The 25,431-nt window shown below is 74.3% G+C and carries 16 protein-coding genes; 11 read left to right on the top strand and 5 right to left on the bottom strand.

Going from position 1 to position 25,431, the window contains the following annotated elements; translation table 11 throughout:
• Positions 1-241 precede the first annotated feature (241 nt).
• The 7 genes from ACZ7DL_RS28455 (at position 242) to ACZ7DL_RS28485 (ending at position 17,131) form a co-directional block, all read left to right on the top strand.
• A complete protein-coding gene (locus ACZ7DL_RS28455; protein ID WP_470778348.1) occupies positions 242-7,309 on the top strand; it encodes an SDR family NAD(P)-dependent oxidoreductase in 7,068 nt (2,355 codons plus the stop codon).
• A gap of 1 nt (position 7,310) precedes the next feature.
• The gene (locus ACZ7DL_RS28460) at positions 7,311-12,635 is read left to right on the top strand and encodes a type I polyketide synthase (protein ID WP_470778350.1); all 5,325 of its coding nucleotides are present in this window, start codon (positions 7,311-7,313) and stop codon (positions 12,633-12,635) included.
• A complete protein-coding gene (locus ACZ7DL_RS28465) occupies positions 12,632-12,952 on the top strand; it encodes an acyl carrier protein (RefSeq protein ID WP_470778352.1) in 321 nt (106 codons plus the stop codon). Before ACZ7DL_RS28460 ends, ACZ7DL_RS28465 begins: the two co-directional genes overlap by 4 nt.
• 3 nt (positions 12,953-12,955) lie before the next feature.
• Entirely contained in the window at positions 12,956-13,756 is an 801-nt protein-coding gene (locus ACZ7DL_RS28470) for an alpha/beta fold hydrolase (protein ID WP_470778353.1), read from the top strand.
• On the top strand, positions 13,753-14,934 hold the full coding sequence (locus tag ACZ7DL_RS28475) for a glycosyltransferase (RefSeq protein WP_470778355.1): 1,182 nt from the start codon (positions 13,753-13,755) through the stop codon (positions 14,932-14,934). Before ACZ7DL_RS28470 ends, ACZ7DL_RS28475 begins: the two co-directional genes overlap by 4 nt.
• Entirely contained in the window at positions 14,931-15,998 is a 1,068-nt protein-coding gene (locus tag ACZ7DL_RS28480; RefSeq protein ID WP_470778357.1) for a class I SAM-dependent methyltransferase, read from the top strand. Before ACZ7DL_RS28475 ends, ACZ7DL_RS28480 begins: the two co-directional genes overlap by 4 nt.
• A gap of 488 nt (positions 15,999-16,486) precedes the next feature.
• Positions 16,487-17,131, top strand: coding sequence for a DedA family protein (locus ACZ7DL_RS28485; protein WP_470778360.1), 645 nt, complete (start codon positions 16,487-16,489; stop codon positions 17,129-17,131).
• Between the two features lie 48 nt (positions 17,132-17,179).
• Here ACZ7DL_RS28485 and ACZ7DL_RS28490 read toward each other — a convergent pair whose 3' ends face one another.
• Positions 17,180-17,707 (bottom strand): gamma carbonic anhydrase family protein, encoded by a 528-nt coding sequence (locus ACZ7DL_RS28490; RefSeq protein ID WP_470778362.1) that lies wholly within the window; start codon positions 17,705-17,707, stop codon positions 17,180-17,182.
• Between the two features lie 108 nt (positions 17,708-17,815).
• Here ACZ7DL_RS28490 and ACZ7DL_RS28495 point away from each other — a divergent pair, with 108 nt between their 5' ends.
• Positions 17,816-18,580 carry an acyltransferase gene (locus tag ACZ7DL_RS28495; protein ID WP_470778363.1) on the top strand — a complete coding sequence of 255 codons (765 nt, stop codon included), beginning with the start codon at positions 17,816-17,818 and terminating at the stop codon, positions 18,578-18,580.
• A gap of 11 nt (positions 18,581-18,591) precedes the next feature.
• Here the strand turns inward: ACZ7DL_RS28495 and ACZ7DL_RS28500 are convergent, their stop codons facing one another.
• Positions 18,592-19,449 carry an EamA family transporter gene (locus ACZ7DL_RS28500; RefSeq protein ID WP_470778365.1) on the bottom strand — a complete coding sequence of 286 codons (858 nt, stop codon included), beginning with the start codon at positions 19,447-19,449 and terminating at the stop codon, positions 18,592-18,594.
• A gap of 110 nt (positions 19,450-19,559) precedes the next feature.
• Here ACZ7DL_RS28500 and ACZ7DL_RS28505 point away from each other — a divergent pair, with 110 nt between their 5' ends.
• Both ACZ7DL_RS28505 and ACZ7DL_RS28510 read left to right on the top strand, forming a co-directional pair.
• A complete protein-coding gene (locus ACZ7DL_RS28505; protein WP_470778366.1) occupies positions 19,560-20,132 on the top strand; it encodes a helix-turn-helix domain-containing protein in 573 nt (190 codons plus the stop codon).
• Between the two features lie 43 nt (positions 20,133-20,175).
• Positions 20,176-20,733, top strand: a complete 558-nt coding sequence (locus ACZ7DL_RS28510) for a YbaK/EbsC family protein (protein ID WP_470778368.1) — start codon at positions 20,176-20,178, stop codon at positions 20,731-20,733.
• 2 nt (positions 20,734-20,735) lie between these two features.
• On the opposite strand, the gene ACZ7DL_RS28515 is transcribed toward ACZ7DL_RS28510, so the two are convergent.
• Positions 20,736-21,884 carry a cation diffusion facilitator family transporter gene (locus ACZ7DL_RS28515; RefSeq protein ID WP_470778370.1) on the bottom strand — a complete coding sequence of 383 codons (1,149 nt, stop codon included), beginning with the start codon at positions 21,882-21,884 and terminating at the stop codon, positions 20,736-20,738.
• 62 nt (positions 21,885-21,946) lie between these two features.
• Here ACZ7DL_RS28515 and ACZ7DL_RS28520 point away from each other — a divergent pair, with 62 nt between their 5' ends.
• Positions 21,947-22,312: an ArsR/SmtB family transcription factor gene (locus ACZ7DL_RS28520; protein ID WP_470778371.1), complete on the top strand. Its 366-nt coding sequence runs from the start codon at positions 21,947-21,949 to the stop codon at positions 22,310-22,312.
• Between the two features lie 19 nt (positions 22,313-22,331).
• On the opposite strand, the gene ACZ7DL_RS28525 is transcribed toward ACZ7DL_RS28520, so the two are convergent.
• The gene (locus tag ACZ7DL_RS28525) at positions 22,332-23,552 is read right to left on the bottom strand and encodes a 4-hydroxybenzoate 3-monooxygenase (protein WP_470778373.1); all 1,221 of its coding nucleotides are present in this window, start codon (positions 23,550-23,552) and stop codon (positions 22,332-22,334) included.
• Positions 23,553-23,617: 65 nt separating this feature from the next.
• A complete protein-coding gene (locus ACZ7DL_RS28530) occupies positions 23,618-25,252 on the bottom strand; it encodes an APC family permease (RefSeq protein WP_470778375.1) in 1,635 nt (544 codons plus the stop codon).
• Positions 25,253-25,431: the final 179 nt, after the last annotated feature.

The following is a 25,431-nucleotide window of genomic DNA, read 5'->3' on the forward strand; positions in this document are numbered from 1 at the left end:
TGTGCCGGTGTGGCGTACGGGGACGGGTGGACGTCCGTCCCCACCCGTGGCGGAAGGGTGATCGATTTACCACGCCTTGGGGGGATTTCGGAGCGCTGGCCGAATCGGCGCCACCTCACACGGAAAGGCTGCGCCGTTATTGACCGGCGAGTAAGCACTCGCTAGTTTCCGTTGCCCTCGCACCGCAGTGTCTTCCGCGCATCCCCCCACCGTGCTGTCTCGCCGATCGTGCCGGAGCATCATGACCTCCCCTGTGCGTGCCCACGACCTGATCCTTTGTCTCACTCCCTTCGGAGAACCCGACGCCGGCCTGGCCGCTGCCGCCTCCGCCGCCGGCGCGCTCGGCATCCTGGACCTGGGTGCCGGCGACCGGATGTCCCGCGAGCAGTTGTCCCGGCTGAGACGGACGGCGCCGGGACCCTTCGGCGTACGGGTCACCGGCCGCTGCGCGCTCACCCCCACGGACCTCGGCGGCGCCGTGGACACCGTCGTCCTCAGCTCGGACGCACCATGGACGGCCGCCCGACTACCCTCCACATGCCGCGTGTTGGTGGAGGTCACCGACCTCGGGCAGGCGCGTGCCGCAGTCCGCGCGGGTGCGCGGGGGCTGATCGCCCGAGGTGCCGAGAGCGGCGGCCGCGTCGGCGACCTGAGCACCTTCGTCCTCGTGCAGCAGCTGCTGGCCGACGACGAGCTGAGCGGCGTGCCCGTGTGGGCCTGCGGAGGCATCGGCCCGCGGACGGCGGCGGCCGCCGTGGCCGGCGGGGCGGCCGGTGTCGTCCTGGACAGCCAACTGGCCCTGCTGGCCGATTCCGAGCTGCCCGAGGCGATCCAGGCCGTGCTGCGGTCCCTGGACGGCTCCGAGACCGTGGTGCTGGGCGGGCACCGGGTACTGCGGCGACGCGGCCCGGACGCCCCGCGGCCGCCCGCCGACGACGCCGAGGCCGTCGCCTCCCTGCTGAGCGGCCGCGAGCTGCGCGGCCGCCTGCTCCCGGTGGGCCAGGACGGCTTCCTCGCCGCCCGGTTCGCCGAGCGGTGGCGGGATGTGCGGGGGGTCGTGCGCGCGCTGACGACGGCGGTACGGGAGGCGGTCGGCGCGGCGGAGCCGGCGCCGACCGCCGGGGCGGCTCTGCGGCCCGGTGCAGCCCTGCGGCCGGGCGCGGCCATGAGTCGGGCGCTGGGGACGCGGTTGCCCGTCGCGCAGGGGCCGATGACACGGGTCAGTGACCAGGCGGGATTCGCCGCCGCCGTGGCCGAGGGCGGGGCGTTGCCCTTCCTCGCGCTGGCACTGGCCGACGGGGAGCGGGCCCGGGCGATGCTCACCGAGGCGCGCGCCGTGCTGGACGGCCGGCCCTGGGGCGTGGGCGTGCTCGGCTTCGCGCCCGAGGACATCCGCAACGCCCAACTGGACGCCGTACGGGAGCTGCGGCCCACCCACGCGATCGTCGCGGGCGGGCGGCCCGCCCAGGCCGAGGCGCTGGAGCGAGCCGGGATCCGCACCTTCCTGCACGTGCCCTCGCCGGGGCTGCTCCGGCAGTTCCTGGACGCCGGTGCGCGCAGGTTCGTGTTCGAGGGGTCCGAGTGCGGCGGGCATGTGGGGCCCCGGGCCTCGTTCCCGCTCTGGGAGGCCCAACTCGCCGTACTGGAGGACTTCCTGGCGCAGACCGAAGCCGGCACCGGCGCCGACGAGGCGTGCCGGCTGGAGGTGTTCTTCGCGGGTGGCATCCACGACGAGCGGTCCGCGGCGATGGTCGCCGCCCTGGCCGCGCCGCTCACCGCCCGGGGTGCCGCCGTCGGCGTACTCATGGGCACCGCCTACCTGTTCACCGCGGAGGCCGTCGCCCGCGGTGCCGTCCGGCCGCTGTTCCAGCGGCAGGTCCTGGCCGCCACCTCGACCGCCCTGCTGGAGACCGCGCCCGGCCACGCCACCCGCTGCGTGCCCAGCCCCTTCACCCGCGACTACCGCGAACGGGAAGCCGCGTTACGCGCGCAGGGCTTACCGGAGCGGCAGATCTGGGAGCGGCTCGAACGGCTCAACGTCGGCCGGCTGCGCATCGCCAGCAAGGGCCTGACCCGCGCGGACGGCGGTGAGTTACAGGCGGTCGACGAGGAACGGCAGCTCGGTGACGGGCTGTTCATGGCGGGCCAGGTCGCCGTCCTGCGCTCGGCATCCACCACCGTGGCGGCCCTCCACCGGGCGGTGACCGACGGCGCCGCCGACTTCCTGACCGCACAAGCCGCACGCACCGCGGGCGCCACCGGAGGTGTGGAGGCCGCCGGGGAGGTAGCGGGCACCCGAGGCGTACAGCCCGGCCTCCGTACCGTCGTCTCCGAACCGCCGCCGCCTCCGCCGCTGGACATCGCGATCGTCGGCATGGCGTGCATGTTCCCGCAGGCCCCCGACCTCGCCACCTTCTGGGCGAACATCGTCGCCGGACACGACGCCGTCACCGAGGTCCCGGCCGACCGCTGGGACCCGGCCGTGCACCACACCGCAGGCAGCACCGCGTCGAAATGGGGCGGCTTCCTGCCTCCCATCCCCTTCGACCCGCTGCGCTACGGCATCCCGCCCGCCTCCCTCGGCAGCATCGAACCGGTGCAGCTGCTGTCCCTGGAGGCGGCCCACAGGGCGCTGGAGGACGCCGGATACGGCGACCGGGGACGGGAGTTCGACCGCTCCCGCACTGCCGTCGTCTTCGGCGCCGAGGCGGGCAGCGACCTCTCCAACGCCGTCACCCTGCGCGCCGTCCTGCCGTCGTACTACGGCAAGGTCCCCGACGGACTCGACGAGCAGCTGCCCCGGCTCACCGAGGACAGCTTCCCCGGCATGCTGGCCAACGTCATCTCCGGCCGGATCGCCAACCGCCTGGACCTCGGCGGCGCCAACTACACCGTCGACGCCGCCTGCGCCTCCTCCCTCGCCGCCCTCGACGTCGCCTGCAAGGAACTCGTCTGCGGCACCAGCGACCTGGTGCTGTGCGGCGGCGCCGACCTGCACAACGGCATCAACGACTACGTCCTGTTCTCCTCCGTCCACGCGCTCTCGCCGACCGGCCGGTCCCGCGCCTTCGACGCCTCCGCCGACGGCATCGCGCTCGGCGAGGGCGTGGCCTGCCTGGTCCTCAAGCGGCTCACGGACGCCGAACGCGACGGCGACCGGATCTACGGCGTGGTCAAGGGCCTCGGCTCCGCCAGTGACGGCCGCGCCCTCGGCCTGACCGCGCCCCACGCCGAAGGCCAGCGGGCCGCGCTGCGGCGGGCGTACCGCAACGCCGGTGTCGCGCCCGCGGCGGTCGGCCTGGTGGAGGCGCACGGCACCGGGACCGTCGTCGGTGACCGCACCGAACTCACCGTGCTCGGCGAGACGTTCGCCGAGTCCGGCGCCGAGAACGGCGGCTGCGCGCTCGGCTCGGTCAAGTCGCAGATCGGGCACACCAAGTGCGCCGCCGGGCTCGCCGGACTGATCAAGGCCACCCTGGCGCTGTACACCGGGGTCAAGCCGCCCACCCTGCATCTGGAACGGCCCAACGCGGCCTGGGACGCGGGGGACAGCCCGTTCGTCTTCCACACCCGCGCCCAGCCCTGGGCCGCTCCCGCCACCGAGCGCTTCGCCGGTGTCAGCGCGTTCGGCTTCGGCGGCACCAACTTCCATGCCGTACTGGCCGCGTACGGCGCCGCGCCACCGCCCCGGCATTCCCTGGACGTCTGGCCCGCCGAACTGTTCCTCTTCCGGGGCCGGGACATGGCGGCCGCCCGCCGGGCGGCCGAGGAGATCCTCCGGGCCGCCGAGACGGACGGCACCCCCTGGCGGCTGCGCGACCTCGCCCTCGCGGCGGCCCGGCGCGCCGACACCTCGCACGAACCGGTACAGGCGGCGGTCGTGGCGCGGGACACCGGGGAGCTGATCGGCCGGCTGCGCCACATCCTCGCCGACGAGCCCGTCCCGGATGACGGGGTCCACCGCGCGGCCCCGGCCGACGGCCAGGTCGCCTTCCTCTTCCCCGGCCAGGGCAGCCAGCGCACCGGCATGCTCGCCGATCTGCTGATCACCCTGCCCGAGCTGCGCCACTACCTGCACCTCGGCCGGGCCCACGCCGACCGTGTCTTCCCGCCGGCCGCCTTCGACGCCACCGTCCGCGAGCGTCACCAGACCGCCCTCACCGACACCCGGACGGCACAGCCCGCCCTCGGCGTCACGGGGCTCGCCGCGCACGCCTTCCTCACCTCCGCCGGCGTCCGTCCGGACCTGGCCGCCGGGCACAGTTACGGTGAGCTGGTCGCCCTCGCCGCAGCCGGCGCCCTCGATCCCGAGACCCTGCTGGAGCTGAGCGCCGAGCGGGCCGGCGCGATCCTGGCGGCGGCCGGCGACGAACCCGGCACCATGGCCGCGGTCGGCGCCCCCGCCGAGGAGGTCGAGCGCGCCCTGCGCACGGCCGGGGCACCACTCTCGGTCGTCGTCGCCAACCGCAACTCTCCCCGCCAGACGGTGATTTCCGGACCCACGGACGATGTCGAGACCGTCGTTCGGGCACTGCGCGCGGCCGGGCTCGGCGCCCGCCGTATCCCGGTGGCCTGCGCCTTCCACAGCCCGGTGGTGGCCGGCGCGGAGGAGCGGTTCGCCAAGGTGCTCGCGGACAGGCCGGTCCGGGCACCCGAGTTCCCCGTCTGGGCCAACCGCACCGCCGCGCCGTACCCCGCCGACCCCGACGCCGTGCGCGCCGGGCTCGCCGCCCAGATCGGCGCCCCGGTGGCCTTCGCCGCACAGATCGAGGCGATGTACGAGGCGGGAGCGCGGATCTTCGTCGAGGCGGGCCCGGGCACGGTCCTCACCCGGCTCGTCGGCCAGATCCTCGGCGACCGCCCGCACCGCACGGTCGCCTGCGAACCACGGGCCGACAGCGGCCTGGCCGGCTGGCTCGACGCCCTCGCCCAACTCGCCGTCGCGGGGCAGCCGGTGCGCACCGCGTGGCTCTTCCGGGGCCGCGACGCCGTCGACGCGCTGCGCACCCCGGCGCCGAAGCGGCCCGGTTGGACGGTCGACGGACATCTGGTCCGTACGGCCGACGGAGCCCTCCTGCCCGGCGCCCTCGCGCCGGCCCGACGCGTCGTGGAGACGACTGTGACGACCGACCAGCCGAACGGCGCCCCCGCCGACCGGGATGCACTGATCTCCGAGTTCCTGCGCACCAGCCGGGAGATGATCGCCGCCCAGCGGGATGTGCTGCTCACCTACTTCGGTGCCACGGCGCCCGCACCCGTCCTGCCCATCGCGCCCGCACCGGTCGCATCCATAGCGCCCGTACCGGTCGTGCAGGTTGCCGAGCCCATGCACCTTCCCCTGGTCGAAGGGGAGTTGGGTGAACCGGCGGCAGAGGCGAGGCCGGTGGACGACGTGGCGGGGGTCGTACGGGAGATCATCAGCGAACGCACCGGCTACCCCGTCGACATGATCGAGCCCGATCTGGACCTGGAAGCCGATCTGAGCATCGACTCGATCAAGCGGGCCGAGATCGCGGGCGAACTCGCCCGGCGCCTGGGCATCGCGGGCGGCGCCGAGCTGCTGGCGGACGCGGAACTCGAGGAGCTGGCCAAGGCGCGCACCGCGGCGGCGGTGACGGCGTGGCTGACGACGCGGATGGGTAAGGACACCGACGACGACAGCAATCAAGTGCCGGGTGAAGACGGGGTGTCGGGATCGGAGGCCGTCGGCGTGCCGGACAGCCCCCTCGGCATGGCCCCGCAGCGCTGCGAGCTGCGGCCCGTCCCGCTGCCCGACCCGGACCCGGCTCTCGCCACCCGCCTGTCGGGCAAGCGGTTCGTCATCCTCGGCGACGGCCCGGCCTACGGCGATGCCCACGGCGAGGGTGATGCGCACGGCCACGGCAGCGTGGCGGCCGAGGTCGTGGCCCGGCTCGCCGAGTACGGCGCCGACGCCGTGACCGTCGACCGCGGCCGGCTGCTCGGCCCACCCGACAGCACGACCGCCGGCCCGGCCGACAGTGCGGCTGGCAGCAGGGCCGACAGTACGGCCGCCGGCCCGGTTCACGGCGTCGTGTACCTCGGCGCGCTCCCCGGTCCCGACCTCCCCGTGTTGCCGGACGCGTTTCCGGTGCTCCAGGCGGCCCTGGCGCGCGGCCCCCGCGTGCTGCTGGCCGTGCGCGCCGCCGACGACGCCGGGGCGCTGAGGGCGGCGGGCCTGGACGGTCTGATCCGCAGCGTCGGCCGTGAGTACCCGGACCTCCTGGCACGCGTCCTGGCGGTCGCCGACACCAGCCCGGCGGCCGTCGCCGAAGCGGTGCTCGCGGAACTGCGGGCTCCCGAGCCGGCCCCCGTCGTGCTCCGCACGGCCGACGGCCGGCGCCGGGGCCTGGACCTGGTGCCCGCGCCCCTCGGCCCGCTCGGCACGACCGGCGCGGGGCCGGCCGGGGACGGCGCCGCCGAGGCCGCCGCGCTCGGGCTCGACCGGGACTCCGTGGTGCTGCTGGTCGGCGGGGCCCGGGGCATCACCGCGCGGTTCGCGGCCACGCTGGCCGCCGCCTGCCGGTGCCGGATCGAGCTGCTGGGCCGTACCCCCGCGCCCACCGCACCCGAGGCCCCGCACACCGCCGCCGCCCGCACCCCCGTCGAACTGCGGGCCGCGCTCGCCGCGGGTCCCGGCGCCCCGAAACCCGCCGAGATCAACCGGGCGGCCGAACTGATCCTCGCCCAGCGGGAGATCACCACCACCCTGGCCGAACTCGGCGCCCTCGGCAGCCCGGCCCGCTACCGCTCGGCCGACTTCCGGGACCGGGACGCCGTCCTGCGGTCCGTCAAGGAGATCCACGCCGAACGCGGCCGCCTGGACGGTGTGGTCTTCGCAGCCGGAGTGATCGAGGACCGGCTGATGGCCGAGAAGACCCCGGAGTCCTTCCAGCGGGTCTACGGCACGAAGACGGCGGGGGCCGCCGCGCTGTTCGCCGCGCTGGACGACCTGCCCGCCGCGCCGGCCTTCACCGTGCTGTTCGGCAGCATCGCCGCCGTCCTCGGCAACCGGGGCCAGGCCGACTACGCGGCCGCGAACGACGCCCTGGAGGCGCTCGGCGCCGACCGGGCCCGCCGTATCGGCCGTCGTACGCTGACCGTCCACTGGGGTCCCTGGGCACCGGCCGGCAGCCACACCGGCATGGTCGGCGCGGAACTCGGCCGCGAGTACGCCCGGCGCGGAATCGCGCTGATCGACCCGGACGAGGGCACCGCGGCCCTGCTCCGCGAACTCGCCTGGGGCGACCCGGCGGCCCGCGCCGTCGTCTACACCGCGTCGGGCTGGTGACATGACGCAACGACAGACACCCGTCGCCATCGTCGGGATGGCGGTCCTGCTGCCCGGCGCTCCCGGCCTGGACGCCTACTGGCGCAATCTGCGGGACGGCACCGACGCCATCAGCGATGTCCCCGCAGATCGCTGGGACGCCGACTACTACCATCCCGGCTCGGCAGCCGGCCCCGCCGTCGCCGGGCAGGTGTACTGCCGACGCGGCGGGTTCGTGGACGGGCTGGCCGAGGTGGAGGTCACCCGCTACGGCATCATGCCCGCCTCGGTGCCCGGCACCGAGCCGGACCAGCTGATCGCCCTGGACGTGGCCGCCGCCGCACTCGCCGACGCGGGCGGCACGGACCGGCTGCCCGAACGGCACCGGGTCGGGGTCGTCCTCGGCCGGGGCGGCTATCTCACCCCCGGCCTGGCCCGGCTGGACCAGCGGGTGCGCACCGCGAGCCAACTCGTGCGCACCCTGAGTGAGCTGCTGCCCGACCTGGCGCCCGGCCAACTCGAACGCGTCCGGGCCGCGTTCACCGAGCGGCTCGGCCCCGACAGCCCCGACGCCGCGATCGGCCTGGTCCCGAACCTCGCCGCCTCCCGCATCGCCAACCGCCTCGATCTGCGCGGCCCCGCCTACACCGTGGACGCGGCCTGCGCCTCCGCCCTGGTCGCCGTCGACCAGGCGGTCACCGCCCTCACCGCCGGCCGCTGCGACCTGATGCTGGCCGGGGGAGTGCACCACTGCCACGACATCACCTTGTGGAGCGTCTTCTCCCAGCTGCGCGCCCTGTCCCCGACGGAGCGCATCCGCCCCTTCCACCGCGACGCCGACGGCATCCTCATCGGCGAGGGCACCGGCATCGTCGTACTGAAACGGCTCGCGGACGCCGAACGCGACGGCGACCGCGTCTACGCGGTCATCCGCGGCACGGGCGTGGCCGGCGACGGCCGCACGGCAGGGCTCGTCACCCCCGATCCGGGCGGGCAGACCCGGGCGGTGCGCCAGGCCTGGCGGGCCGCCGGACTCGACCCCGCCGCGCCGGACTCGGTCGGCCTGCTGGAGGCGCACGGCACGGCCACACCCGCCGGTGATACGGCCGAACTCACCACGCTGGCCGAGGTGTTCGGTCCAGGCACGGGCTACGGCCGAAACGCGCGTCCGGTGCTCGGCTCGGTGAAGTCGATGATCGGCCACACCATGCCGGCGGCGGGCGTGGCGGGCCTGGTGAAGGCCGCGCTCGCCCTCCACCACCGCACCCTGCTGCCCACCCTCCACTGCGACGACCCCCACCCCGGCCTCGCCGCGACCCGCTTTTGGACCCTGGAGTCCGCCCGGCCCTGGGAGACCGGCTCGGGGCAGCCGCTCCGGCGGGCCGCGGTGAACGCGTTCGGGTTCGGCGGGATCAACGCCCATGTGGTGCTGGAGGAGCCGTCGTACGGGCGCTCCGCTCCGGTTCGCGCCCGGGACGACGGCCGTCCGGCATCCCAGGAGGCACCGGATCCGCGGTCCGTGACCGGCTCAGCGGCGTTCGCCGGCGGCGCGGACCGCCGGGCGCCGGCAGCGGTGCCGCCCGCTCGTCCCGCCCCGGCCCGTTGCGCTCCCACCGGTCCTGCGGCCACCGCCCTCCCGGCGCCGGCGGACCCGGCACACGCGCGTGCCGCTTCTCCCTCCCCTTCCCCGCGCGTCACCGAACCCGAACGCGTCCTCCTGCTCGCGGCCGACAGCGTGGCCGGGCTCGCCGCTCTGCTCGACGCCGACGACTCGACCGTGCTCGCCGCCGGACTCGACCCCGCCCGGCCCCGCCCCGACGCCGGCCCGGTGCGGCTCGCCGTCGTGGACCCGGGCGCCAAGCGGCTCGCCCTGGCCCGTCGCGCGGTCACCAAGGGCCGCGCCTGGCACGGCCGCAGTGACGTGTGGTTCCGGCCGGCCTCCCTGCTCGGGCCCGCCGGCGGCAGGCTGGCGTTCGTCTTCCCCGGCCTGGAGGCCGACTTCACCCCTCGCACCGACGACATCGCCGCCCACTTCGGCCTGCCCCCGGTCTCCGGAACCGGCCCGGACGTGCGGGTCGGTGACATCGGCCGGCACGGGTTCGGCGTCGTCGGCGTGGGGCGCCTGCTGGACCAGGCCCTGCGCCGCATGGGCGTCGTACCGGACGCGGTCGCCGGGCACAGTGTCGGTGAGTGGACGGCCATGGCCGCGGCCGGGCTGTATGCGGCCGCCCAAGTCGACGCGTTCATGGCCGGGTTCGACCCCGACTCGATCACGGTCCCCGGCCTCGTCTTCGCCGCCGTCGGCGCCTGTGCCGCCCACGTCCGTACCACCCTCGCGGGCGCCTGGGCGGACTCCGGGATCGTGCTCTCCCACGACAACGCGCCTCGCCAGTCCATGGTCTGCGGCCCCGGCCCGGCGGTGGCGGAGTTCGTGCGGTCGCTCCGCGCCGAGGGCGTGCTCTGCCAGGTGCTGCCCTTCCGGTCCGGCTTCCACACGCCGATGCTCGCACCGTTCCTGGCCCCCATCAGGGAGGCCGCCTACCGTTTCCGGCTGCACCCGCCGACCGTCCCGGTGTGGTCCGGGACGACCGCGGCGCCCTTCCCGCGGGACGAGCAAGCGGTTCGCGCGCTCTTCGTACGGCACCTGCTGGAGCCCGTCCGCTTCCGCGAGCTGACCGAGGCCATGTACGCCGCCGGGCACCGCGTCTTCGTCCAGACCGGCCCCGGCCGGCTCACCTCCCTCATCGCCGACACCCTCGGGGACCGTGATCACCTCGCCGTCGCCGCCAACTCGCCCCACCACAGCGGTCTGGCCCAACTCCGGCGGACGGCCGCGGCGTTGTGGACGGCCGGAGCGTCCGTGGCCCCGACGGCACCACCGCGTACCCCGGCAGCCCGGCCGCCCGTGGCACGCCCACCCGTCAGGCTCGACCTCGGCAGCGCCCTGATCTCCCTCGACGGCCCGTCCCGCGACGCCCTGCGCGCGGAGCTACGACCGGGCGAACGGGTTGCGCGGGCGGGTGAACGGCCTGCGTGGCTGGGCGAACGGGCTGCGGGGTCGGGTGAAGGAGCTGCGTGGCCGGGTGAACGGGCTGCGCAGCCGGGCGCGGGAGCCGCACGGTGGGGCGACGGAGCCGCAGGGTCGCGTGGTCGGGTGCCACGGCCGAGCGCCGCTCCGGCAGCACCGAGCGCCTCTCCGGCAGCACCGAGCGCCGCTCCGGCAGCACCGAGTGCTTTTCCGGCAGCACCGAGCACCTCGCCCGCGGCACCGGGTGCACGCGCCTCACGCATCCCCGCCCTCGACGACCTCGCCCTCCGGCACCCGGCCGCCGCCGAACTGACCGCCCTGCTGCGGGACACCGCGGAGACGGCGGCGGAGCTGATCGCGGCGGGCCGCCGGCGCGGTGACCGTCACCGCCCCGCCCCCGCCGCAGCCACAACCACGGAATCCGGCCCCGCTGCCACGGGAGCCGGTGCCGCCGGTGCGTCGGCCGTCCCCAAAGCCCCAGCTGCCGGTGCCACACGCGCGTTGGCCGCCCCCGCACCCGCGTCGGCCGCCCTCACACCCCCGGCTTCCCCTCCCACAGGCGCGTCGGCCACACCCACACCCCCGGCTGCCCTTCCCACACCCCAGGGACCCACCCCCACACCCCCAAAAGCCCCCACCACTCCCACCGACGCCCCCACCACCACAACCCTCCACGTCTCCGCCCGCACCATGCCCCACCTCCTCGACCACTGTTTCTTCCCCCAGCGGCCGGGCTGGCCGGAGCTGGACGATCGCTGGCCGGTCGTGCCCGCGACCACGATCGTCCGGCACATGATGGACGCGGCGGAGGCGGCGGCCCCCGGCCTGCTCGCCGTCGCCGTGCACGGTGCCCGGTTCGACCGCTGGCTCACCGCCACACCCCCCGTCGACGTCCCGGTCACCGTCACCGCGGTCCCCGGCCGCCCGGACCGGGTCACCGTCGCCTTCGGCCCCACCGCCCGCGCCGCGATCGAACTTGCCCCGCGGTACCCCGCAGCACCCCCGCCGAGCCCCCTCCCGGCCGAGCCGGCCCGCCTCCCGGAGCACACCGCCGCGCAGCTGTACCGCGAGCGCTGGATGTTCCACGGCCCGGGTTTCCAGGGCCTGACCGAGCTGACCGCGATCGGCGGGCGGCACATCCGCGGAGTGATCACCACCCCCGCCGCGCCCGGCGCCCTGCTGGACAACGTGGGCCAGCTGCTCGGCTACTGGATCATGGCGACCCGCACCGAGCGGACCGTCGTCTTCCCGGTACAGCTGGGGGAGGCGCGCTTCCACGGACCGTACCCGGCCCCCGGCACCGAGGTCCGCTGCGTGCTGCGGATCACCTCGCTCACGGACACCGTGCTGGAGGCGGACGCGGAGCTGACCGTCGGCGGCCGGGTGTGGGCCCGGCTGACCGGCTGGCAGGACCGCCGCTTCGACAACGACCCCACGACCCGGCCCGTAGAACGCTTCCCCGAGCGCCACACCCTCGCCACGGCCATGCCCGGCGGCTGGGCGCTGGTGCACGAGCGGTGGCCCGACCTCGCCTCCCGCGAGCTGATCATGCGCAACTCGCTGGGGAGCGCGGAGCGTGCCGCGTACGCCGACCGTCCGCCGCGCGGTCGCCGGCAGTGGCTGCTCGGCCGGATCGCGGCCAAGGACGCCGTACGGCAGTGGCTCTGGCAGCACGGCGAAGGGCCCGTCTTCCCGGCGGAGCTGCGGGTCCGCAACGACGAACTCGGCCGCCCCTACGTCACCGGCGTGCACGGCCGCGCCCTTCCCCCGCTAGACGTCTCGCTCGCCCACCGGGCCGAGGCGGCCGTGGCGATCGTCCGGCCGCACTCGCCGCGTCCCGGCCCCGGCATCGACATCGAGGAGGTCGGCGAGCGCGACCCGGCGACCCTCACCACCGCGCTCGGCCCGCCCGAGCTGCGGCTCCTGCGCGCCCGGTGCGCGGAAGGCGGCGAGCCGGAAGCCGTGTGGTTCACCCGGTTCTGGGCCGCCAAGGAGGCGGTCGCCAAGGCCGAGGGCGTCGGATTCGGCGGCCGCCCACGGGACTTCACCGTCCTGGAGGCCGCCCCGGACGGCGGCCGGCTGCTGGTCTCCGGCCGCCTGGAGCGCGCGTACACCGTGCGCTGCGCCCCGGTGGACAACCCGGCCGCCCTGCCCCGACGCGCCTATGTGGTGGCCTGGACCACGGGCCCCGGAGTCGACGACGCACACCCCGACGCACCAGCGGCCGAGCAAGCGGCGACCGACCGGACAGCCGGCCCGGCAGCCGACGGCGCAGCCCGTGCGGCAGCCGACGCACCAGCCGAGGAGTACGCCCGATGAACCCCACCCAGCCGGCCCCGTCGGAGCCCACCGCCGACACCGTGCTCGCCGACGTCACCGGCATGCTCCGCACGGTGCTGGCGGAGTACGGCGACGACGACGTGGTGATCGGCATGTCCACCACCTTCAACTGCGACCTGGAACTGGAGAGCATCGACCTCGTCACCCTGGCGGGCCTGCTGGAGGAGCGGTACGGGCGGCGGGTCAACCTCGCCGAGTTCCTGGCCGGCATGGACTTCGACGAGATCATCGATCTGACCGTCGGCCGGCTCGTGGAGTACGTGGTGTGGAGCCTGAAGACCACCCAGGCGGGCTGAGCCATGGCGATGGTCGACGCCGGCGGCATCCGGCTGCACGTCCAGCGGACCGGCCCCACCGACGGCCGCGCCCCGCACGGCACCATCGTCCTGGTCCACGGGCTGCTCACCGACAGCCTGGCCAGCTATTACTTCACCGTCGCCCCCGGGTTCGCGGCGGCCGGACTCGACGTCGTCATGTACGACCTGCGCGGCCACGGCCGCAGCGAGCGCCCGCCGCACGGCTACACCCTGGACCACAGCATCGACGACCTGACGGCGCTCCTCGGCCGGCTGGGCATCGGCGGGCCCGTGCACCTGGTCGGCAACTCCTACGGCGGCACCGTCGCCTTCGGTTACGCGGCCCGCCACCCCGGCCGCGTCGCCAGTCTGACCCTGATCGAGTCCGAGCCGGCGACGGCCGCCTGGGCCGCGAAACTCGGCCGCATCCTGCGCCGGGTGATGACCGAGCTCGCGGACAACGAGCCGGACGCGATCGCCTGGATCACCGCCCACCGCGGCCACAACACCGCCCGCCTCGCCAAGGGCGCGGCCCGGCTCGCCCGCGAGACCACCCTCGGCCGGGACATCCCCGTCAGCCGGGTGCTCACCGAGGCCCAGATCAGAGCCGTACGCTGCCCGGTCCTCGGCGTGTACGGCGGCGACTCCGATCTTGCGGACCTGGTGCCGGAGCAGCAGCGGCTGCTGACGGACTTCCGGGCGGTCGTCCTGCCGGGGCACGAACACTCGGTCCTGGTCGAGGCGCCCGGCCCGGTCGGCGCGCACATCCTGGAGCTGGTCCGGGCGAGGGTGGGCGTCCGGTGAGCGGGTTCCTCTTCGTCGTCCCGCCGCTGACCGGGCACATCAACCCCGCCGTCGGCGTCGCCGCCCGGCTCGCCGCGCACGGGCACCGGGTGGCCTGGGCCTGCGCCGACCCGGCACTGGTGCGGCGGCTCGCGGGCCCGGACGCCGAGGTGTTCGGCTGCGCGGGACCGGTGCCGGGTGCCCCGGGCGCCGTACGGCCGCCGGAACTCCGGGGCGTGGAGGCGCTGCGGTTCCTGTGGGAGTGGTACCTGCTGCCGCTGGCCGACGCGATGGCGCCGGGCGTCCGTGCGGCCGCCGCGGCGGTCCGCCCCGACGTCGTCGTCGCCGACCAGCAGGCGTTCGCCGGCGCCCTGGTGGCCGAGCGCCTCGGGCTGCCCTGGGCCACCTCGGCGACCACGTCCGCCGAGTTCACCGGCGCCTACGACGGCCTGCCCAAGGTCGCCGACTGGCTGCGGGAGTGCCTGACCGAGCTGCGCGCCCGCATCGGCGACCCGTCCGGTACCGCCGACCCGCGCTTCTCGCCCCACCTCATGATGGTCTTCAGCGCACCCGAACTCATCGGCCCCCAGGCGCCGTTGGCACCGCACATCCACTACGTCGGACCGTCGCTCGCCGGCCGCCCGGCCGGACCGGACTTCCCCTGGGCCTGGCTGGATCGCGGCCGGTCCAAGGTCCTGGTCAGCCTCGGCACGGCCAACGACGATGCCGGCGGCCGCTTCCTCACGGCGTGCCTCACCGCGCTGCGCGAGCGCGTCGACCGGATCCAGGCGGTGATCGCCGACCCGGGCGGCACCCTGCCCGTGGCGGCGGACGACAAGGATGTCCTGATCCTGCCCTCCGTTCCTCAACTCCCGCTGCTGGAGCGGATGGACGCCGTCGTCTGCCACGCGGGCCACAACACCGTGTGCGAGGCCCTGTGGCACGGCGTCCCGCTCGTCGTCGCGCCCATCCGGGACGACCAGCCGGTGGTCGCGGGACAGGTCGTGGACTCCGGTGCGGGCCTCCGGGTCCGGTTCGGCCGCACCACCGCGGCCCGGCTGGGCGAGGCCCTCGACACCGTCCTGCACGACTCCGCCCACCGGGCCGCCGCCGCCCGGGTCCGCGCCGCGTTCCGTGCGGCGGGCGGTGCCCAGGCCGCGGCGGCCCACCTCGAACGAATGGCAGCGGAGAGCCGATGAGCGACGCCCGAGACAAGACAGCCCGCATCGCCGCCCTGCGCCCCGGCTACCAGGCCGATCTGGCCGGCGGCACCGACCGCTTCCTCGCGCCCCGGCGTACCACCTGCCCCTGGTGCGGCTCCGGCCGGCTCACCCACCGCCTGCGCACCACCGACCTGCTCCAGCACAAGCCCGGCCGTTTCGCGCTGGACCGCTGCGCCGACTGCGACCACATCTTCCAGAACCCTCGACTGACAGCCGAGGGACTGGAGTTCTACTACCGGGACTTCTACGACGGGCTCGGCGAGCAGCGGATGAGCGGCACTTTCGGCGGGCGCGGCGCGATGTACCGGGGCCGCGCCGAGGCGATGCTGCCGTACGACCCCGCGCCGAAGACCTGGCTGGACGTCGGCACCGGTCACGGCCACTTCTGCGCGGCCGCCCGCGCCGTCCTGCCCGGCACCGGCTTCGACGGGCTCGACTTCACCGACGGCGTGGAACTCGCCGCCCGCGAGGGCCGCGTGGACCACGCCCACCGCGGCGCGTTTCCCGACCTGGCACCCGAACTCACCGCCCGCTACGACGTGGTGAGCATGTTCCACTACCTGGAGCACAGCACCGACCCCGACCGCGAGCTGCGCGCCGCCCACCAGACGGTACGCCCCGGCGGCCACCTCCTGATCGAGGTGCCGGACCCGGAGAGCCGCTACGCCCGGCTCCTCGGCCGCTGGTGGCTGCCCTGGCTCCAGCCGCAGCACCTGCACTTCATGCCGGTCGCCAACCTGCGTCGCCGGCTCACCGAGCGGGGGTTCACGGTGCTCGCGGAACAGCACGCCGAAGCCCACGACCCGGTCGACCTGCTCGCCGCGGTCTGGCTCGCGCTCGACCACAACGCCCCGCGTGAGGACGCGCCCTGGCTCCCCGAGCCGCCCGGCGCCCTCCGCCGCGCCGCCCGCACGGCGCTCCTCCTGGCCGGCGTCCCCGCGCTCCTCACCGCCACACTCCTCGACCGCTTCGCGATCCGCCCCCTGTCCCACCACCTGGGCCTGTCCAACGCCTACCGCTTGGTGGCCCGCCGCGACTGATCCCTGCGAGGGCGCCCCACCCACACCCGAGCCGGGCAGGCGGGCGGGAAAGCCGGGCAGACGGGGGCCGCCGGGACCGGTGACGGCAGAGCCCGGCATGAACGCCCCGAGGGCACCTCGCCGACACCCGGGTCGGGTGGGCCGGTGGGCGACCATCCGGCTTACAGCACCCTCGCGCGGATCAGCCCCGACAGCACCGGCGCCCCCGGCAGCAGCGGCACCCAGTCCGTCAGCACCCGGTAGCCGATGACGGGCCCCCTGACGGGGACCTGGGGGAAGCGGGCGGGCGAAACCGCGGGGAGCCTTCCCCGTCCGCGTGACACCGGGATGTCCGAGAACGTAGGGGGCGGGGGCGGGACGGTGCCGCCGGGAGGGTGCGCGCAAGCGGCCGTTCACCGCCGACCAGGTAGCCTTCCCTTGGGGCGCGCTGTGCATGCGACGGCCCGGTATGCCGGAGAGCAAGGTCAGCGACAGGGGAGGAACCGGCGGTGCACGTCCAGGAATGGCTCGACTCGGTGCCTGCGGCCGCCGTCTACGCCGTGGTGGCCCTGGTGATCGGTCTGGAGAGCCTGGGCATCCCGCTGCCCGGCGAGATCGTCCTGGTCTCCGCGGCGCTGATGTCCTCGCAGCACACGGGCGTCAACCCGGTGATCCTCGGCGCCTGCGCGACCGCAGGTGCGGTGATCGGCGACTCCATCGGCTACGCCATCGGCCGCAAGGGCGGACGCCCACTGCTGGCCTGGCTCGGCAGGAAGTTCCCACGCCACTTCAGCGCGGGCCATGTGGCCACCGCCGAGCGGTCCTTCCAGAAGTGGGGCATGTGGGCGGTCTTCTTCGGCCGTTTCGTCGCCCTCCTGCGCATCTTCGCCGGCCCCCTGGCGGGCGTCCTGCACATGCCGTACTGGAAGTTCCTGACGGCCAACGTCCTCGGCGGCATCTGCTGGGCCGGCGGCACCACGGCCGTCATCTACTACGTCGGCGTCGTCGCCGAGGACTGGCTGAAGCGCTTCTCGTACCTGGGCCTGGTGGCGGCCCTGCTGATCGGCCTCACCTCGATGCTGCTCCTCAAGCGCAAGGCGAAGAAGGCCCAGGCGGAGCAGCAGGAAGCGGAACCGGTGAGCGCCGGGGACTGAAGCGCCCCACCTCGTACACCCACCTCGTGCACCCCACCTCGTGCACCGCTACTCGTGCACCCCGCGATGCGCCTTCGCCAGCTCGGCGTAGAGCGTGCCGTTCAGGGTGACCCCCTCGCGCTCCTCCTCGGACAAGGGCCGCTTCACCTTCGCGGGCACCCCCGCCACCAGCGATCCCGGCGGCACCACCATTCCCTGCGGCACCAGAGCCTGCGCCGCGACCAGGGACCCCGCCCCGATCACCGCCCCGTTGAGCACGGTCGCCCCCATCCCGACCAGGCAGTCGTCCTCCACGGTCGCCCCGTGCACCACCGCGTTGTGCCCGATGGACACCCGTTCCCCGACGGTCACCGGAAACCCGGGATCGGCGTGCAGGGTGACGTTGTCCTGCACGTTCGCCTGCGCCCCCACGGTGATCTTCTCGACATCACCGCGTACGACCGCCCCGTACCAGACACTGGCCCCGGCGCGCAGTGTGACATCCCCGATCACGGAGGCCGTGGGCGCCACGAACGCCTCCGGATCGATCTGCGGCTCCTTGCCCCCGATACCCACGACCAGCGCCTTCTGCGTCATCACCGTCTCCTCGTGTCGGCAGTACACGGCACGGTACGACACCGGGTGGGGCAAAGATCACAGCAGCCCGCCCTCTCACCGGAAGCGACCGATGAGTAACGTGAGCTCGTGCCGAAGCGCAAGAACACGTTCTCATCCTGGCGGCAGGGCCTGGCCCAGCGAGCCGTCCACGCGGCCTGGTCGTGGGTGCAGCGCAACGGGTCCGTGACCGCCGAGCACCCGGCAGGCTTCCGTTTCGGTTCCCTCGGCGAAGGCACCCGGCTGGCCTTCCCGCTCGGCACGGTCTTCGGCGAACCCTGGATCCGCATCGGCTCGTACTGCATCATCGCCGAGCAGGTCACCCTCACCGCGGGCCTGATGCCCGACCTGGACCTCGGCCCGGACCCGATCCTGCGCATCGGCGACGGCGTGGTCCTCGGCCGCGGCAGCCATGTCATCGCCGACACCACGGTGACGATCGGCAACGACTGCTACTTCGGCCCGTACGTCTACGTCACCTCCACCAACCACTCCTACGACGACCCGCACGAGCCCATCGGCAGGCAGTGGCCGCGGATGGAACCGGTCGAGATCGGCCCGGGCTGCTGGATCGGCACCGGCGCGGTGATCCTGCCGGGGGCGCGGATCGGCCGCAACGTGGTCGTGGCGGCGGGCGCGGTGGTCCGGGGCACGGTGCCCGACCACGCGGTGGTGGCCGGGGCGCCGGCCAGGGTCGTACGGCGCTGGACGCCCGAGGACGGCTGGCAGCCGCCGCTGCGGACCCCGGCCCCGGTGCCGATCCCGGACGGCATGACGCCTCAGCAACTGCGGGCGCTGGCGGACCTGGACGAGGAGGCGGTGGCGCGGCTCGCCGCGCTGGAGCCCGAGGGCTGACGCGGGCCGGCTCAGCCGGTGGCCAGCAGCAGCGTGCCGAGCAGGGCCAGCCCCGCCCCCGCCGCCTGGACCGCGCGCAGCCGCTCGCTGAGGAGGCCACGGGCGGCCAGCGCGGTCACCACCGGATACAGCGAGGCCAGCACGGCCGCGACGGTGACCGGACCGATCCGGGCGGCGATCGCGTACGTGCCGTTGGCCGCCACGTCGGCCAGCCCGACGAAGGCCAGCGCCGGCAGCGACGCCCACGGGAAGCCGCCCTCCGGTACCGCGGCACCACCGCGCCGGACCGCGGCGACGAGCGCGGCCCCGCCCACCGCGATGTTGGTCAGCCGCTGCACGAACAGGGCCAGGAACAGGCCGGTGACATTGGTCGACGCCTCCGCGATCAGCGCGAACACGGTGCCGAAGCCGAGCGCCGCGACCAGCGTGAGCCAGATCGTGCGCCGCTGCACGGCCGCGCCCCGCAGCTGCGGACCGCCCGCCAGGACGACCCCGGTGACGGCGACCGCGATGCCCGCGACCTGGAGCAGTCCCGGCCGCTCGCCCAGGGCGAGACCCACCCCGACGGGCACGGCGACGCTGAGGGTGGCGAGCGGGGAGACCACGCCCATGGGGCCGAGCGCCAGGGCCTTGTAGAAGGAGAGCAGGGCCATCGGTCCGACCAGACCGGCCGCGAACGCGAACCACAGCCGGGGCCCGGCCTCGCTCCAGCCGCCCGTAGCGCACACGATCGCGCCCAGCACGGCCGCCGCGATCGCCTGTGAGACGACCACCACGGTCAGCGCCGGGGTGCGTCGTGTCAGCAGCCCGCCGCCGAAGTCGGCCAGCCCCCACAAGAGACTGGTGGTGAGGGCGAAGAATGCTGTCACGGCCTGGCCTCGCAGTACAGTTCGATGAACGATCGGGTGCACCTCACCGTAGTTCAGTGAATTGAACTGCGCTAACCATAATATTGAACTTCCCGGATATTGGACAGAACGTGTCGGACCTCGAACTCCTGACCCAGTCCCTGGCGCGCAACGTCAAGCACTGGCGCGCGGTGCGCGGCTTCACGCTGGACGTGCTGGCCGCCCGGGCCGGTGTCAGCCGCGGCATGCTCATCCAGATCGAGCAGGCCCGGACCAATCCCAGCATCGGCACGGTCGTCAAGATCGGCGACGCGCTCGGCGTCAGCGTCACCACGCTCCTCGACTACGACCAGGGCCCCACGGTCCGCATCGTCCCCGCCGAACGGGCCGTACGGCTGTGGCACACCGAGGCCGGCAGCTACAACCGGCTCCTGGCCGGCACCGAGGCGCCCGGACCGCTGGAGATGTGGGACTGGCGGCTGATGCCGGGCGAGAGCAGCCCCTCCGAGCCGCACCCCGGCGGCACGGTCGAGCTGGTCCACGTCACCGCCGGTGAGCTGACGCTGACCGTGGAAGGTGAGGAGTACCGCGTCCCGGCGGGGGCGAGCGCCTCCTTCGAGGCCAACGTCCCGCACCAGTACGGCAATCGGGGTGAGGTGCCGATGGAGATGGTGATGGCGGTGTCGGTGCCGCCCGTGCCCTGAGACGCCGGCACGGCGGGCGGGCGGCTCTTGCTAGCGTGCGGCCATGCGCGCACCCATCGGAGACTTCGACACCGCCACCCCCGCCCCCGACTGCCTGGACGAGCTGACCGCTCCCGTCGCCGATGCCGTACGCCACTGGCAGGGCGCCGTCCCGGCCGACCGGATCCTCTATGTCGACACCGATCCGCAGTGGGCCGACACGGCCGTCTTCGTGGAGCACTACGGCCGCGACCTGCTGGAGCAGTCGGCGAACTGCGTGGTGGTCGCGGGCAAGCGGGCCGGCGAGAGCACCCTGGCCGCCTGTGTGGTTCCCTCCACCACCCGGGTCGACGTCAACGGCGCCGTACGACGCCAACTGGGCGCCCGCAAGGCATCGTTCGCCTCGATGGAGACGGCGACCGGCGAGACCGGCATGGAGTACGGCGGCATCACCCCGCTCGGACTGCCCACCGGCTGGCCGGTACTGGTGGACTCGGCCGTCGTCGACCTGCCCTACGTCCTGGTCGGCAGCGGTCGCCGGCGCGGCAAACTGCTGGTGCCGGGCAAGGCCCTCGCCGAACTGCCCGGCGCGATCGTCCTGGAGGGGCTGGGCGTCGCCTGACCTCAGGCCGTCGCATGGTGGGCCAGCGCCAGATGCGGGTCCGCCTCCCCCTCGGCCGGTGCCGGGTCGGCGTGCACCAGGGCGGCCGTCAGCCTCGGTACGGCGTGCAACAGGGCGTGTTCGGCCTCGACGGCGATCGCGTGCGCCTGCCGCACAGTCGCCTCGCCGTCCACCACCACCGCGAGTTCGGCCCGCAGCCGGTGCCCGATCCAGCGCAGCCGCAGCTCGCCCACCCCGCGCACCCCCGGAACCTCGCGCACCGTCCGCTCGGCCCGGTCCACCAGCGCCGGGTCGACGGCGTCCAGCACCCGCCGGAACACCTCCCGCGCCGCGTCCCGCAGCACCAGCAGGATCGCGGCCGTGATCGCCAACCCGACGACCGGGTCGGCCGGTTGCCAGCCCAGCGCCGAGCCCCCGGCGCCCAGCAGCACGGCCAGCGAGGTGAAGCCGTCGGTACGGGCGTGCAGCCCGTCGGCGACGAGCGCGGCCGAGCCGATCTCCCGGCCCACCCGGATCCGGTACCGGGCCACCCACTCGTTCCCGGCGCAGCCGAGCAGCGCGGCCACCGCGACCGCCGGCAGGTGGGCCACCGGGCGCGGGTCGAGCAGCCGCCCGACCGCCACCCACCCGGCGAAGACCGCCGACGCGGCGATGGTCAGCACGATCACCAGACCCGCGAGATCCTCGGCCCGGCCGTAGCCGTAGGTGAACCGGCGGGTCGCCGCCCGCCGGCCCAGCGCGAAGGCGATGCCGAGCGGGACGGCGGTCAGCGCGTCGGCGGCGTTGTGCACCGTGTCGCCGAGCAGCGCCACCGAGCCGGAGACGGCCACCACGGCCGCCTGCGCCAGCGCGGTCGCGCCCAGCACGGCCAGCGACACCCACAGGGCGCGCATGCCCCGCGCCGAGGACTCCAGTGCCGGGTCCAGCTTGTCGGCGGTCTCGTGGGAGTGCGGGGTGAGCAGATGGGCGAGACGGTGGCGCAGGCCGGGGGAGAGGCCGTGCCCGTGCCCCGGCCCGTTGTGCCCATGCCCGTGCCCGTGCCTGTGCGGGTGGCCGTGCGCGTGGCCGTGCGCGGCGTGCCCGTGCCGTTGGTCACCGTCCGCGTGCCGGTGCTCGTGCGGTCCGTGCTCGTCGGGGTGGCGGTCGCTCACGTCGATCCCCTTTCGCTGGGCGGCGGATGGACGCACGGCGCCCATGGAGCCATTATGTGCGTATGAGCGCACGCATGCACCTGTCACCTGCGCACCATGCGCACGAGCGCACCCCGGGCGAGGAGCAGTTCGCGCTCGCCGCCGACCTCCTCGCCCTGCTGGGCGACCGCACCCGGCTCGCCCTGCTGCACACGCTGACCGCCGGCGAGGCCGACGTCACCACGCTCACCGAGGCGTGCGGTGCCGCCCGGCCCGCCGTCAGCCAGCACCTGGCCCGGCTGCGGCTGGCGGGCCTGGTGGACACCCGGAAGGAGGGCCGCCGCGTGATCTACTCGCTCCGCCACGGGCATGTGCGCCGGCTGGTGGAGGAGGCGCTGAAGACGGCCGACCACCGCCTCGCCGAGCGGGCCGGCGACGCGCAGCCGTGAGCCGGGTGCCGTCGGGCGCTCAGAACGCGCCGGCCGTGCCGAGGTACTGCTCCGCGAACGCCGCGGCCGCCGCCGGCGAGGTGAACAGCCGCCGCAGCCGGGCCAGCGTGGTGCCGGCGCGGTAGGGGTCGCCGTGGGACGTGCCGTGGTAGATCTCCGAGAGCCACTCCGAGAACTCCTGGTAGTCCCATACCCGGCGCAGACACGCCTCGGAGTAGCCGTCCAGGCCCGTGCCGTCGCCCTTCGTCAGATACGCGACCAGGCCGTCGCCGAGCAGGAACGCGTCGTTCAGGGCGAGGTTCATGCCCTTCGCGGCGATCGGCGCGACGAGGTGGGCGGCGTCCCCGGCCAGGAAGAGACGGCCGAACGCCATGGGCTCGACGACGTAGTTGTGCATGTCCAGCACGCGCTTCTCCAGCAGCCGGCCCTCGGTCAGCGGTGGGCGGTCCGCCGCGCGCAGACGCTGCTGGAGCTCGTCCCAGACTCGCTCGTCCGGCCAGTTGGCCGGGTCGTCGCCGGGCGGGCACTGGAGGTAGTAACGGGTCATCTCGGGGCTGCGGGCCATGTGCCCGGCGAACCCGTGGGGGTGCACGCCGAAGAGCACGCAGTCGGCGGACGGCGGCGCCTCGGCCAGCAGCGCGAGCCAGCCGATGCCGTAGTCGTGCCGGGAGACCCGGGCGTGCCCCGGCAGCGCCGCCCGGCTCGCCCCGCGGGCTCCGTCGCAGCCCGCCACGAAGTCGGCGTGCACGAGCCGCCGCTCGCCGCTGTCCGGGTCGGTGTAGGAGACGGAGGGCCGGTCCGAGTCCACATCGTGCAGCCGGACGTCCCGCACGCCGAAGCGGATCTCGCCGCCGCGCACGTCGGCGTACTCCCGCACGAGGTCCGTCACCAGCAACGGCTGCGGATAGACCCAGTGGTGACGTCCGGTCAGGTCGCCGTAGGCGAAGCGATGGCCGCGGCCGTCGAAGCGGAACTCGCACGTGGTGTGCCGCTGGGCGCGGGCCGTCAGGTTGCCCGCCAGGCCACGCCGTTCCAGGCCGCGTACGGCCCATTCCTCGATGACCCCGGCGCGTGGCCGCTGTTCGACGAACTCCCGGCTCTCGGCCTCCAGTACCAGGCAGTCGACGCCCGCGGCGCGCAGGATGTTCCCGACGGTCAGGCCGGCCGGTCCGGCGCCCACGATGACGACCGGAAACCGGTCGGCGGCAGGGGAGTTGGGGTGGGGGGAGGGTGAGGTCACGCGAGCATTATGACGGTGTCCCGTCAGCAGAGCCGACGGGACACCGTGGGTGACGCGGGAGTGGGTCAGTGCGCGGGCGCGTCCGTGACCACGACCTCGTCGATGCTGCGCTCGATCGCCTCGGGCTTCGAGGCGACGGCCCGGGCCCAGTAGTAGATGCCGACCGAGAAGGCCGCCACGACCAGGATGTCCCACCACAGCGGGATGGTGCCCTGGCCGCCGAAGGTGCCCAGCCAGGAGATCAGGCCCAGGCCCAGCAGGTAACCGGGCAGCCACTGCGCGGCCTTGAAGTCCATGCGGGGCGCGTCAGGCTTCCCCGTGGCCGTGGCGTACCAGGCGTAGGAGCCCAGCAGCACGTAGCCGAGCAGGATCGCGAAGCCCAGCCGCCACAGGGTGTCCCAGCCGGCCCAGTAGATGATCAGGTTGGCCACCACGAAGGACAGTGGCGAGATGATCTTGCCGCCAGGCAGCCGGTAGGGGCGCTCGAGGTGCGGCAGGCGGTCGGCGAAGACGCCGTAGGCCAGCGGGGCGCCCGCGTACATCAGCACGCTCGCCGAGGTGATGAAGCCGACCAGCTCCTGCCAGCTCGGGAAGGGCAGGAAGCAGATCACACCGGTGACGAACGACATGATGAGGCCGAACCACGGCACGCCGCGCTTGTCGGTCTTGGCGAAGGCCTTCGGCGCGTAGCCGTTCTTGGCCAGGCCGAAGGAGACGCGCGAGGTGGCGGTGGTGTAGATCAGGCCGGTGCCGCCGGGCGAGATGATCGCGTCGACGTAGAGCACCCAGCCCAGCCAGCCCAGGCCCACCAGGGTCGCCAGGCCCGCCCAGGGACCGCTGATGCCGGGGAAGTCCAGCTTGGCCCAGCCGTGCGCGAAGGAGGTGTGCGGCAGCGCGGCGATGAACACGACCTGGAGGAGGACGTAGATCACGGCGCCGATCGCGACCGAGCCGAGGGTCGCCCGCGGCAGGTCCCGCTTCGGGTTCCGGCTCTCGCCCGCCAGCTGGATCGCCTGCTCGAAGCCGAGCAGCGCGAAGATGATGCCGCTGGAGCTGATGGCGCCGAGGATGCCCTGGGCGCCGAACGGCGCGAAGCCCTCCGAGGTGAAGTTGCTCGCGTGGAAGTTGGTCGCGGCGATGATGAAGATCGCCCCGAGCGGGACGGCGATCTTCCACCAGGTCGCGGCGCTGTTGGTGTGGGCCAGAGCGCGGACGCCGAAGAAGTTGACGCCGACGAAGACCGCCATCAGGGCGACGGCCGTGACGAAACCGCTGGTCGTCAGTGTTCCGTCGGCGTGCTGAAGGCCCTGGGCCCACTGCCAGTGACCGGCGTAACCGATCATGGCCTCGACCTCGATCGGGGCCACGGTGGCCGCCTGGAGCCAGGCGAACCAGCCGAAGGACATGCCGGCCAGGCCGCCGAACGCGTAGTGCGGGTAGCGGGCCGTGCCGCCCGCCACCGGGAACATGCCGCCGAGCTCGGCGTGCACGAGCGCCAGCAGCACGATCGCCACCGCGCCGATCAACCAGGAGATGATCGCCGCGGGGCCGGCGACGACGACGGCCTTCTCGGCGCCGTACAGCCAGCCGGAGCCGATGATGGAGCCGACGGAGGCCCACATCAGGCCGATCAGTCCGACATCTCGGCGCAGACCGTCGGACTCCGTCTTGGCCTGTGGCAGGGCGTCGACTTTCGCCATGTCAAGTGGCCTCTCAGTTCATGAACGCAGGATTAACGAGCAATGAGGCCACAGGCTAGGAAGACGTTGCCCGCCCACAAAAGACTGTTTTACAAAACTTGACCCAGGATCTTGTCTGTCTTGGGCACAGCCTTCGTACAGGTCAGACGGGTCCGGCGAATGTCAATATTCAGCGGAGA

It is taken from the genome of Streptomyces sp. NPDC036984 (assembly GCF_055607665.1).